The following is a 12,320-nucleotide window of genomic DNA, read 5'->3' as shown; positions in this document are numbered from 1 at the left end:
GTTTATTGCAGCGGAATCGGGAACAACCCATGAACGCTGGCATGCCAAACGAACTCCAGCCCAAACGCCTGCTCCAGCCAACCAGCCTCGCGCACGGCTTGCGGGCTACCGTGCCCCAGTAGCTGACCATCGGCCAATACGGCAATCCGATCGGCAAAACGCATCGCCAACCCCAAGTCATGCAGAACCAGAAGCTGCGCGCACTGCGTGAGACGGCTGCGCAAGTAATTCAAGAGCTGTAATTGATGGGTGATGTCTAGCGCGGCTGTGGGTTCATCGGCCAGCAATATCGCTGAATCGGCCGCCAGCGCCCAACCAATCCCGGCCCTGGCTCGCTCGCCGCCAGACAACTGCGACAGTCGACGTTGCAACAAATGGCCAATATCCAGTGATTCAATCAACGCGCCAGGCAACGGCTGGCCAACACGGGCAGCATTACGCCGTGTTCCCAACTCCAGCAGCTCTTGGACCTGCAAATCCCACTGGCTGCGAAAGTCTTGCGGCAAGTAGGCCAGGATTTGCGCTCGTTGTGCTGCGGGCCACGCATGCAGACAACGCTGTTGCAACTGAACGTGCCCTGCACTCAGCGCTTGCACTCCGGCCAACGCGCGCAAGGCGCTGCTTTTGCCCGAGCCATTGGGGCCAACCAATACCAGTAATTCACCGGGCATCAGGTCAATGTCGAAACTGTTCAGCACTGGCCTGTTTGCGTGGTGCACACATAAGCCCTTGGCTTGTAACACGGGAACAGCACTCATGCCGCAGGCCTCGCTCGGGTCAATAACAGTAGAAAAAACGGCGCACCCAGCAGGGCCGTCAGGAGCCCCAGAGGAATTTCTGCCGGTGGCAACACACTGCGAGCCAAACCATCGAGCAACGCCAGCAAGGCGCCGCTGGTGAGTGCGCTGGCGACAATCAGGCGCTTGTGGGTGGGGCCAATCAACCACCGCACCGCATGCGGGGCTACCAGCCCGACAAAGCCCACCAGCCCGCCCCACGACACTGCCAATGCAGTAATCGCGGCGGCCAGCAACAACGACAGATTGATAAAGCGTTGCGGCCGCAAGCCCATACTGAAAGCCACATGATCGCCCAGCCCTAACAGGTCCAGGCCATGGGCCAGACGCTGTGCGCAGAGCAGGGCCAGCCCCGTCAGCAAGGCCAGCAAACCCAATGCCGGGAAGTCCGGAGTGTGAATCCCGCCCAGAGTCCAGCTCAACACCACCTGCAAATTCACTGTTTCATCGGACAAAGCCAGTAACAACAGACTGCGCAGGGCGCCGAGCAATGCAGCCACGGCGATCCCGGCCAGCAACAGGCCGCTGGTGTCGCTGATTTTGGTCAGGCGGGTGATCATCAGCACCAGCAGGGTTGCCCCCCATGCGCCGAGAAACGCCAGCAGCGGCAAGCTGATCGACATCGCCACCGGCAATGGCACCAGTAACGCAATGGCCGCGCCCACTGCCGCTCCGGGGGCGCTGCCCAGCAAGTAAGGCTCAGCCAGCGGATTACGAAACACACCCTGAAAAATCACCCCGGCCAGGCCCAGACATGCCCCCACACAAAAAGCGGCCAGCACCCTGGGCACACGCCAGGTCATCAGCAACTGAGCAAAGGGTGTTTGATCCCCGCTCAACAACGCCCACCAGTCACTCCAGTGCGCCAGTTCGGCCCCCAGCCACAGACCGATAAAAATCGCAGGCAAGGGCGTCAGGCACAGCAGGCGATAGTGTCTGTTGACGGTACTCATGGCGGGGGCTCGGCAAAGGGTGGGAACAATTCCGGGTGCAGGAGCGCAGCCAACTGCTCGACACCGTCGACCACACGCGGGCCGGGTATCAGCAATAAGGCACTGGGTATGCTGTCGATACGGCCTGCAGCTACCGCCGCCATGGTGTGCCATCCAGGACGCTTTGCCAGGCTGGCCGCCTGTTGCGGGCTGCCAGCAACGATGATGCGTGAAGGGTTGGCCTGGAACACTGCCTCACCGCCAACCTGACTTAACCGGCTGCCCACGAACGGGTTGGTACCGCCCGCCAAACGCAAAATGTCGCTGGTGTAGTTGTGCCCGCGCAGGGTCAGGTAATGGCCACGATCAGTGCTGCCGGTTTCCAGGTACACCGACACGGGGGGGTGCCCGGCTAGCCGTGCTTGCACCGCATCAAGACGCGCTTGCATGCGCTCGATCAACTGTTCGGCGCCCACCTCATGGCCGGTGGCCTGACCCAACAGGCGGATATTGGCCAGCACGGCTTCAAGGTCGCGATGGTTGAGCACTAGCGCAGGGATGCCAATGCGTTGCAGCGGATCGACCAGCGTGGCGGCCTGACGGGCAGGGGTCATGACCACCAGATCGGCCTTAAGGCGAGCGATGGCCTCCACGGAAAAGCCCAGGCGACCGCCGACCTTGGCCCGCTCGGCAATATCGGCGGGGTAACGGGTAAACGCCTCGACACCGACAATGGCATCCCCGGCGCCAATCGCCGCCAGCATCTCGACGTTACTGGCGAAGATGGCGACGATCCGTTTTGGTGGGTGCGTGAGCGTGACCTCGCGTCCAAGGGCATCGACCACGGTCCGCGGAAAGCCGCCATCCGCCCTGGCAGCAAGACTCACCAGCAGGCACAGCAGCACAAGCCAGCGCATGCGCATCAGAACCGGTAATGCGCGCCGAGGTACAGTTCGCGCCCCGGATTGCTGTTACCCAGACCGCCATTGGAAGCACGCGGATCGGCCAGCGGCGAGTCGTTGCCGGTGGCGATAAACAGCGTGCTACGCTCGATATCGAACAGGTTGTTGACACCGCCAAACAGGCTCAATTGCTCGCTCAGGTGATAATTGCCGCGCAGGTTGAAGACCCAGAACGGGGCCTTGCGGTACACATAGTTGGTGTCCGGGTTAAGCAGTTTTTCCTCGGTGCGATAGTACACAGGCCCGCGCAAAATACCGTTCAAGCCGACATCCCAGTCACGTTCGCGTCCATAAGTCAGCGCCAGGCTGGCCTGGTATTGATACATGCGCTGGATCTTGTCGCGGTACGGTCCGGTCAACGTTGAGGCGGCACCTTTGTCGTCCATGTCGAAGTTCCATACCGCATTGGTATTGAGCCGCAGTATGCGTTCGTCACCCAAGGCCAATGCGCTGGCCAAGTCGTACTGCCATTGCGCCTCAAGGCCGCGAATCACCGCGTCGCCGTCACCATTGACGTATTGGCTGATGCTTTTTGTGACCGGTTGGGTGGTGATGCGGTCCTGGATGCGGTTCTGGAATAACGCCAGGTCAAAGAACTGGTTGGCATTGCTCAGGGTCACGCCGGTTTCAAATTGCAGGCTGGTTTCGGGCTTGAGGTTGGCATTGCCCAGTGTCTGTGTGCCGCTGATGGTGGTGAAATCCGCTGCCAGTTCACCTGCCAGCGGTGCGCGAAACCCGGTCGAGACACCAGCCCGCAGCTTGACGCCCGGCATGGCTTCATAGGCGGCGCCCAAGCTGTAGGTGACCTTGTCAAAGTCGCGGGTTTTCTCGTCCAACAGCGGCATATAGTCGGTCTTGACTGTACTGGACTGGCCGTAGCTGTAACGCGCGCCGGCGCGCAAGGTCAGGCGATCATCCATCAGGCGCTGGATGAGTTCGGCGTACAGGGCAGCACTCAGGTCATCGGAGTTGATGTCATACGGGGCGACCTGGCTGCTGGTCGAACCGTTGACTGCAATGCGGAAGCGATCGTTGCGCAGCTTGCTCTTTTCCAGGTCCAGGCCGACCAGCAGGTCAGTGCTTGGCGTCAACAACAATTGCGGCGTCAGCTTGATGCCATACGCTTCAATGCGGCGTTCAATATGGTCCTTGCTAAAACCGGGGCTGCCATTGCCCAGCACCGGCGAGCCCCAGTGCAAGTCGTCAATGTCACGAAACGCATATGCCTGCGAAGACCAGTTCAGCCAATCGGTTGGCTTGGCGGTCCAACTGAGCTCTGCCGACTGGTTGTAGCGGTTATCGTAGTTGCCGTAGTTCCATTGCGAGCCACGAAAACCCGCGTCGTAGATGCCATCGGAGCGCAGCGTCAGATCAATGCGTTGATCCTCTGACAGCTCATACCCCAGCGCCAGCAGGCCACCTCGACGTTTCCACGAGGTGTTTTTCTGTGTGCCGTCTGCGCTGTGATAGTCATTGCGCCGCCCAGTGTCCAGGCCCACGTAATAATCCAGCGGGCCTTGGCTCCCGCTCTGGTACACACTGCCTTGCGCCAGGCCCCATGAGCCGCCTTGCAACGTTGCGCCGCCGCCTTCGGTGTTGCGGCCATTGCGGGTGATGATATTGATGACGCCACCAATCGCCTGGCTGCCATAAATGACCGAGGCCGGGCCACGGATCACTTCGATACGCGCCACTTGCGCCGGCGACAGTTTGGAAATATTCGCCGTGCCTGCGCGGCGGCCGTTCACCAGCACTGTCACCTGGCTGCGATAGTCCCGGCCCTGGCCGTCAGTGTTGCCGCCACGGATGTTGATCGAGGTCTGGCCCGGGGTCCACTCACTGAAGAAGCCCACGGCGTTCTCGGCCAGCAAATCGGTGAGATTGCGCGCCGACGAGCGTTCGATCTGATCACTGTCGATCACCTGCACGGTACTGGTGACATCCTTGAGCGACTCACCGGCGCGCGGTGCGCTGACCAAGGTGGAGTCCATGTGCAGGATCGATGGGTTTTCTGCGGCGAAGGCCGCGAGGCTGGTACCTAGCCATAGCGGTACGGCTGCGCAAATCGAATGGCGCAAAGGAGCGTTGCGTGGGTTAAGCATGGAAACTTCCGAAGGCATTTTTATAGGAGTTATTACGCGTGCCAGATCAGGCTGGCCGCCCGTTTCGGGGCACTGGCAAGCCAACCCCCGGGAACCTTTTGTAGGTTGTCCTGCAGGTGGCGTTCAAGCAGCCCCTGTGCCGCGCCATCCAGAGCGCCGAGCTTCTCCATGAAGTGCATCAATGCGGCGTCCGGTGAGGCAAACAGCGTGCTGAACGCCCAGTCGGTGAAGTGAATCTGGTCGGGTTGCCAGCGCTCGGGCAGCTCGGCCAAGGTCAGTTGATAGCCGGGCGTCATGTCGCTGCCATGCAGTTGCGGCGGCAGAAACCCGGACAGGCAATACGTGCGCGGGCCTTCTTGGGCGGGCAGGTTCCACACCAAGGTGCGTTTGGCCAGCGGTCGGACCTGTTCCAGAAAGACCTGCGCCTGACCGTCCGCAACCGGGATGTTGGCGCACAGCACGGTAGGTACAGGGCTGATTGGCAGGCTCGCAAGTTCTTGCCAGAGCCCGTCGTGAAGGGCCAGTTCCACACTTGGAGCCTGGCCTGCCAGATGCTCGATGCTGCTGCGCATGAAGGCATTGGGCTCAACCACCGTCCACTGACCACACGGCATCAGCAAATGGCGGCCGAGAATCCCTGAACCGGCGCCAATGTCCAGCAACTGCTGTTGTGGGCCAAGCAGCTCCAACAGGCGGCCGCCCACGCGCTCCACATAATTGGAGGCTGCCAGATGCTCGGCGTAAAACGCAGCCTCACGGTCGGGCCAGACAAACGGGGCGGGAGGGGGCGACAGAGTTGAAGAGTTCATGGGTGAGCCGTCGGGTTGAGCCAAAACGGACACGCACGCAAGTGAACGCAGAAAAATGACGGGCACGGAAGGACTTCGCGCGCGCCAAGGCCTGCATCCGCCCACCGCGGAGTGCCATATGTTGGATCAGGCCGGTCTCCGGGCTCACGAGGGTCATGAAACATTCGCCTTCCCATGCACAGAGCACAGTGGCCGATTGAATGTTTCGCTCGCATACCGTTGCGGGGGCAGCGCCGGATTGACCTCTAAGGCGTACCGGCTTCCCGTTTCACCCTGGGCACGATGGCCAAGGACGCCTGAAACAGGCGCGCATCTGACCATTGGTCGCCAAATGCGTCAACCACGAACATGAATATTTATTCATGATTTCTCGATCTGTAGGCGCGAGCTTGCCTCGCGATCTTTTAAATCATCAAAAGATCGCGAGGCGAGCTCGCTCCTACAGAGATTCATATTTATCAGTTATTTAAGTAACAAATCTAATGTGAATTATTGGTCGCGATCATGCGCCTCATTCGCCAACTTCCCGGCATCGACCCGGACAAAAACTGAATCTCCGACTGCCGTCAGCACCTCTCCTGCATACACCTCGCAGATCACCCGGGTCTTGCGTCCGACATCACCTTCTACCCAGGCCCGCAGCGTCAGCGGGACGCCCATCGGTGTCGGTTTGACGAACTTGATCCCCAGGTTGCCGGTCACGCAATTGATCCTTGGCAAGCTGTGAGGCTCACGATTCTCCGCTCGGTAGTGATAGGCCATCACTGTCCAGTTCGAGTGGCAATCCACCAGCATGGCAATCAACCCGCCGTACACCAGGTCAGGCCAGCCGCAGTAGCGAGCATCCGGCAGATGCTCAGCAACCACATGAACGCCGTCCTCATGCCAGTAGCTCTTGATGTGCAGGCCATGGGCATTCTGGCTGCCGCAGCCATAACAAACGCCTTCGGGCGCAGCGGTGTCTTGCAGGGAAGGGGGGATGTGGTGCATACCGTGATCGTCCTTAACTAGATTTCAAATCTTGCCATTCCCCTTACGTTAACGTAAAGATTGGTAACAGTGCGCAGATCTAAAATAAAAATCGCAAAGCTCACTGCTGTGGAGCGCCTGATGACTCTTATAAAAACAATTCAGCCCAAATCTCGTCACGAAGCCCGATTGGCCCGTGAAAAACTGCACCTTGAAGGCCAAGTGCCCAGAGGTGTGCTGCGTGCCGAAATAGATGCTTCCTGGCGACGTAGCCTCAACCATGGTGTGCAATTCAGTGCTCAGCATGAGCTGAGTCTGGAAACCGGCGCGAACCTGGAACTGTTGCTGGCCAATAATCAGTTGCTGATGGATGCCGCCCTGCCAGCCATCGATTACCTCGCCCAGCGCCAGGGCAAGGAAGGTCTGATCATTTTGGCCAATGCCGAAGCCACCATCCTCGCTGTCGAAGGCCGTGCCGATCGCCTCAAGGGCAGCGGTGTGAAAGACATCACCCTCGGTGCCTGCTGGAGTGAAGCCGCACGCGGCACCAACGCGCTGGGGACAGCGCTGGTCGAAGCACGGCCTACGCTGATCGATTGCGGCGAGCACTACCTGGATCGCCTCAGTGACTTTTCTTGTACCTCGGTGCCGATTCACTGCCCGCAAGGTGACATCCTGGGTGTGCTCGACCTGACCCGTGAAGGCCCGCTGGGACGTGTGCACGACAGCACCGCGTTGCTCAGCATGGCCGTCAGCCAGATTGAAAGCCGAGTGTTCAATGCCAATTACTCGGAGCATATCGTGCTGGCCTTCCATAGCCGTCGACAGTATTTGGAGTCGCCGTGGCAAGGCCTGTTGGCGGTCAGCTTGAGCGGTCAGATCCTGGCAGTCAGTGCCCAGGCCTGCCAATTGCTGCACGCTGAACGCTCGGCGCTGATCGGTCATCGCTGTGAAGAGTTTCTCGGGCTCGATGGCTTGCACCTTTTGGCCCGCCTGCAACAGGGCGCCACCGGCAGCCTGCAAACCGCCAAGGGCGAGTTTTTCTATAAAACCCTGAGCGCGCCCCAGCGTTCAGCTGCTTTTTTCTCGGCGCCACGCCCTGCGCCTAAAGTACAGGCACTCACGGCGGATCTTGACGCCCTGGCCGGCAGCAACGCCCGTTATGCCCGCGCCTTGCGCATGGCGTGCCAAGGCTTGGCCAATGAGCTGCCCGTATTGTTGCTGGGTGAAACCGGCACCGGCAAAGAGGTCATTGCCCGCGCCCTGCACACGGCTGGGAGCCGCAGCGCCAAGCCTTTTGTCGCGGTCAATTGCGCCGCAATCCCGGAAGGCCTGATCGAGTCGGAATTGTTCGGCTACCGGGACGGGGCGTTTACCGGCTCGCGCCGCGGCGGGATGATCGGGCGGCTGCAGCAGGCGCACGGCGGCACCTTGTTCCTCGACGAAATCGGCGATATGCCGCTGGCCTTGCAGGCGCGTTTACTGCGCGTGTTGCAAGACCGCAAAGTCGCGCCCTTGGGCGCCGGGGAAGAGCAGGACATCGACGTGGCGATCATCTGCGCTACGCACCGCGACCTCAAACAGCGGGTGCAGGAGCAACAGTTTCGTGAAGACCTGTTTTATCGCGTCAATGGCATCAGCGTGACGCTTCCGGCCTTGCGTGAGCGCGAAGATTTCGGCGCTCTGATAACGCGTCTGCTGGGCAAATTGAACGCGCCCGAGGTCACCGTGCATGCAGATTTACAGCGGCTGCTGGACGGGTATCACTGGCCAGGCAACATCCGCCAACTGGAGATGGTGCTGCGCACCGTGCTGGCCATGCGCGGGCCCGGCGAACGCGAACTCACCCTGGAGCACCTGCCCGATAACGTACTCGATGACTTGACGGCCAGCGAACGCCCGCCCGCCGGGAGCATTCGCGAGAACGAACTGGAGCTGATTCGCCAATCGCTGGACAACCATCAGGGCAACGTTTCTGCCGCCGCTGACGCGCTGGGCATCAGCCGCGCGACGCTGTACCGCAAACTTAAACAGTTGCGCGTGTGATGCGGCGCCTGATCACCGCGCTGATCGAAAGCCCCGACCCGCAAGCTCTGCATCGGGCTTTGCAGTGGCTTTACAGCTTTGTGCGACCGCATCGCTGGGCGATTGCCGGGCTGCTGGGGTTGTCGGTATGTGCGTCATTGCTGGTGCTGGTGCAGCCGTGGCTGACCAAGCAATTGATCGACGATGGTTTGTTGGCACGTAATTTCCCAGTTCTGGCCACGGTAGCCGGCCTGATGATCATCGCCGGACTGCTGGGGACGGCCCTGTCGGGGATCAACCGCTACCTGCATACGCGGCTCTCCGGGCGGATTTTGTTTGCCCTGCGTGACGACGTCTACCGACACCTGCAAACCCTGCCGCCGGCGTTCTATGGCCAGCGCCGTATGGGCGATCTGATGTCGCGGATCGACGGTGATGTCGCCGAAATCCAACGTTTTGCCGTGGATTCACTGTTCTCGGCTGTGTCCAGTGTCATCGGTTTGCTGGTGGCCTTGGGCATGCTGCTGGCCTTGTCGTGGAAGCTGTCTTTACTGGCCTTGGTGCTGATTCCGCTCGATGTACTGTGGCTGCGCTGGATGCGGCGCAAGGTGGAGCGTGATGTGCGGCAATTGCGTGAGCGTTCGGCAGATGTCTCATCGTTTCTGGTCGAGACATTGCCCGTGATGAAATTCATCCAATCCGCCGGTCAGCAGCAGCGCGAAGCACAACGTCTGCACAGCCTCGGCCAAGGCTACATGAACCAACTGCTGCGCCTGCAAGTGACCGAGTTTTTCACTCAGGCGGTGCCGGGCACACTGACGTCGCTGTCACGCGCGTGCGTGTTTTTAATCGGCGGCTATTGGGTGGTGCAGGGCACCTGGCAACTCGGTGCGCTGATTGCCTTCTCGACCTATCTGGGCATGGCCATCGGCCCGGTACAAAGCCTGCTTGGTCTCTATGTGGCGATTCAACGCATGACCGTCAGCCTCGGGCGGGTCATGGAGTTACGTGGGGAGTTGCCTGCGATTGTGAGTCCGGCGCAGCCCAAACCACTCCCCGGCAATGGCGACCTGGTTTTCGATAACGTGCACTTCAGCCATCCTGGGCGCCCCAGCACGCTGAATGGCATCAATGCGTACATCCCCTACGGGGCAAAAGTGGCCCTCAGCGGCGGCTCGGGAGTCGGCAAGTCAACACTGGTCGACCTGTTGCAACGTCATCATGACCCGCAGTCAGGGCGGGTCATGCTGGGCGGCACCGATGTGCGTGAATTGGACCTGCTGGAGCTGCGTCGGACCATCGCCGTGGTCAGCCAGGACATTGTGCTGTTTCGTGGCAGCCTGGCCGATAACCTGGCCTACGCGGTGCCGGAGGCCAGTCGCGAAGCGATAGCTGCTGTTGCCAGGCTGGCGCAACTCGATAGCTTGATTGCCGACCTGCCGCAAGGGCTCGACAGCCCGTTGGGTGAGCGCGGCCAGCAATTGTCTGGCGGGCAAAAGCAACGCATTGCCATTGCCCGCGCCTTGCTGCAAGACCCGTTGATCCTGGTGCTGGACGAGGCCACTTCAGCCGTTGACGAGGCCACTGAGCGCGAAGTGATTGAGGCCATCGACCGCTTGTTTGCCCACCGTACGCGCGTCTTGATCAGCCACCGACCTTCAACCCTGATCAATGCCGATCTATGCTTGTATCTGCAGGATGGCCAACTGACATCAACTAAGGTGCTGCATGAGGCATGATCTACGGATAGGCGTAGTCGACAGCGGATATTCGCCCGCGCAACGGCAAAAGGTTGTGGCTGGGCGCCGGTTTTCGCTGCTCGACGACCAACTGCTGCAAAGCGATGTGCAGGCTGATCACTTGGGCCATGGAAGCGCGGTGATAGAGGCCATTGCGCAGCGGGCACCCGAGGCGGTGTTTTGCGTGGCGCAAGTGTTCGACCAACGTGGCGTCACCAGCGCCTTGCAGATTGCGGCGGCAATTGACTGGTTGCTGACGCACAACGTGCGACTGATCAATTTGAGCCTGGGCGTGCGTCAGGACCGTAGCCTGTTGCGCGAAGCCTGTGCGCTGGCCGTGGCGCGCGGGGTGCTGGTATGCGCCGCTAGCCCGGCCCAGGGTGAAGGCGTGTTCCCGGCCAGCTATGCGCAGGTACTGCGAGTGACCGGCGACGCCCGTTGTGCTGAGGACCAGTGGTCATGGCTCAATACCGAGCAAGCTGATTTTGCCGCCTGCGTGCGTTCAAGCAGTGCCGGACAATCAGGGGCAAGCCTGGGATGTGCAGCCTTGAGCGGCCACCTGGCAGGGCAAATGACCGTCCAACCACACGCGAGCCATGAGCAACTGATCCAGTGGCTGAAAACCCATGCCCATTTTCACGGGCGTGAACGGCGTAGCGGGTCATGAGTGCGATCGTGGTGCTGGGCGCAGGACCCGCGGGTGCTGCCGTGGCCATGGGTTTGCGGCGGCTTGGCTACCCGGTCACGCTGGTCAGCGAGTGGCGCCGGTTTGCTGCTTTGGAAGGTATCTCGGTACGGGTCCTGGATGCCTTGCGTGCCGTGGGGCTGCATCACGCATGCACCGATGCGTTGTTGCCATCCCAGCGCCAGGTGGCCTGGAATGGCCAGCAGCACGCGCAAAATGTCGAGTGGCTGCTGGATCGGCCGCGCTTTGACCGAGGGTTGCGCGAAGACTTGCGGCGGGCAGGGGTCGAGGTGATTGAAGGGCGCGTGTTGTCGGTGACGACTGCCGCGACCGGGCATGGCATCACCGTCGAAGGACGCGCCCCGTTGCAGGCAGACTTCTTGGTAGAAGCACGAGGCCGGCAGGCACCTGCGTTGGGCAAGGGGTTGCGCGGGCCAGAAACCCTCAGCCTGCTCACCCGCTGGCAGGCCACACCGGGTGCTACTGCCAGTGCCATAGAAAGCCTGGCACAGGGCTGGGCGTGGATGGCACGCCGCGCCGATGGCCAGTGCTACTGGCAATGGACTGTGGATGTGGCCAGTGCGCAATTGCCGGGCAAAGCGCAGTTGCCGGGTTTGTGCCGCCAGCAGCGCTTGGCATCGCCACTGGCGCAGGTGTTTTTTGCCGATACAGAGCCCCAGCATGAGCAATTTCAGGCCCGCAGTAGCACGGCGACTCTGTGTGCCCGGGTGTGTGGCGACAACTGGATTCGGGTCGGTGATGCGGCGATGGCCGTGGACCCGTTGTCTGGCAACGGAATCTTTCAGTCCCTGTCATCCGCCTTGCAGGCTCCTGCGGTAATCAACACGTTATTGCTCAAGCCTGAGCGCGCGGCCTTGGCTCAGCGTTTTCATCAGCAAAGGGTCGAACAATTGTTCATGCGCTTTGCGCGCATTGGCCGCAACTTTTACGCCGAGGAACAGCGCTGGCCAGACCAGCCATTCTGGAGGGCGCGCCGCCACTGGCCGGATGCACAACTTGCCCATGCCGAAGCGGACTTCACCGCGTTGAGCATTGAGCGGGCGCCGGTGTTGCGTGACGGGTTTATCGATGAAGCCGATGTGGTGATGACCCCGGACCAGCCCATGGGGGTCTGGCATGTACAAGGGGTTGAAATCGCGCCTTTGCTACGGCGACTGCGGTTTGAACCGGTGCAAGAGGTGCTGGCGAGTTTGACCCAAGAGCAAGCGCGCAGTATTCGTGGGTGGTTACTGGCACAGGGTTACCGTCCTTCGCTGTAGGAGCCGCCGTGCGTTGCGGC

10 protein-coding genes and 1 riboswitch are annotated in these 12,320 nt (G+C 60.9%); of the genes, 4 read left to right on the top strand and 6 right to left on the bottom strand.

All coding sequences use genetic code 11. The features are described 5' to 3' along the window. Positions 1–2 precede the first annotated feature (2 nt). The 6 genes from NTD86_RS10570 to NTD86_RS10545 form a co-directional block, all read right to left on the bottom strand. Positions 3–758, bottom strand: coding sequence for an ABC transporter ATP-binding protein (locus NTD86_RS10570; RefSeq protein ID WP_262202149.1), 756 nt, complete (start codon positions 756–758; stop codon positions 3–5). Continuing rightward, positions 755–1,750 (bottom strand): FecCD family ABC transporter permease, encoded by a 996-nt coding sequence (locus NTD86_RS10565; protein ID WP_262202148.1) that lies wholly within the window; start codon positions 1,748–1,750, stop codon positions 755–757. The genes NTD86_RS10570 and NTD86_RS10565 overlap by 4 nt, the downstream gene beginning before the upstream one ends. Further along, positions 1,747–2,646: an ABC transporter substrate-binding protein gene (locus NTD86_RS10560; RefSeq protein ID WP_262202147.1), complete on the bottom strand. Its 900-nt coding sequence runs from the start codon at positions 2,644–2,646 to the stop codon at positions 1,747–1,749. Before NTD86_RS10560 ends, NTD86_RS10565 begins: the two co-directional genes overlap by 4 nt. A 5-nt stretch (positions 2,647–2,651) precedes the next feature. Continuing rightward, positions 2,652–4,793 (bottom strand): TonB-dependent receptor, encoded by a 2,142-nt coding sequence (locus NTD86_RS10555; protein ID WP_262202146.1) that lies wholly within the window; start codon positions 4,791–4,793, stop codon positions 2,652–2,654. 32 nt (positions 4,794–4,825) lie between these two features. Next, entirely contained in the window at positions 4,826–5,602 is a 777-nt protein-coding gene (locus NTD86_RS10550; protein WP_262202144.1) for an rRNA adenine N-6-methyltransferase family protein, read from the bottom strand. Between the two features lie 111 nt (positions 5,603–5,713). Then, a riboswitch (cobalamin riboswitch) is annotated at positions 5,714–5,917 on the bottom strand. 174 nt (positions 5,918–6,091) lie between these two features. Beyond that, positions 6,092–6,592, bottom strand: coding sequence for a PaaI family thioesterase (locus NTD86_RS10545; protein WP_262202142.1), 501 nt, complete (start codon positions 6,590–6,592; stop codon positions 6,092–6,094). Positions 6,593–6,712: 120 nt separating this feature from the next. Between NTD86_RS10545 and NTD86_RS10540 the strand changes: the two genes are divergently transcribed. The 4 genes from NTD86_RS10540 to NTD86_RS10525 are packed head-to-tail and all read left to right on the top strand — an operon-like array spanning position 6,713 to position 12,300. After that, entirely contained in the window at positions 6,713–8,617 is a 1,905-nt protein-coding gene (locus NTD86_RS10540) for a sigma-54-dependent Fis family transcriptional regulator (protein ID WP_262202141.1), read from the top strand. Then, positions 8,617–10,335 carry an ABC transporter ATP-binding protein gene (locus tag NTD86_RS10535; protein WP_262202140.1) on the top strand — a complete coding sequence of 573 codons (1,719 nt, stop codon included), beginning with the start codon at positions 8,617–8,619 and terminating at the stop codon, positions 10,333–10,335. Before NTD86_RS10540 ends, NTD86_RS10535 begins: the two co-directional genes overlap by 1 nt. After that, the gene (locus NTD86_RS10530) at positions 10,325–11,002 is read left to right on the top strand and encodes a S8 family serine peptidase (protein WP_262202139.1); all 678 of its coding nucleotides are present in this window, start codon (positions 10,325–10,327) and stop codon (positions 11,000–11,002) included. The genes NTD86_RS10535 and NTD86_RS10530 overlap by 11 nt, the downstream gene beginning before the upstream one ends. Beyond that, positions 10,999–12,300, top strand: coding sequence for a tryptophan 7-halogenase (locus NTD86_RS10525; RefSeq protein ID WP_262202138.1), 1,302 nt, complete (start codon positions 10,999–11,001; stop codon positions 12,298–12,300). Before NTD86_RS10530 ends, NTD86_RS10525 begins: the two co-directional genes overlap by 4 nt. The last annotated feature ends 20 nt before the right edge of the window (positions 12,301–12,320 follow it).

This window comes from Pseudomonas sp. 7P_10.2_Bac1 (assembly GCF_025465935.1).
Lineage (GTDB): Bacteria > Pseudomonadota > Gammaproteobacteria > Pseudomonadales > Pseudomonadaceae > Aquipseudomonas.
The sequence above is the reverse complement of the archived record's forward strand: the minus strand, read 5'-3'. Positions and strand labels throughout refer to the sequence as shown.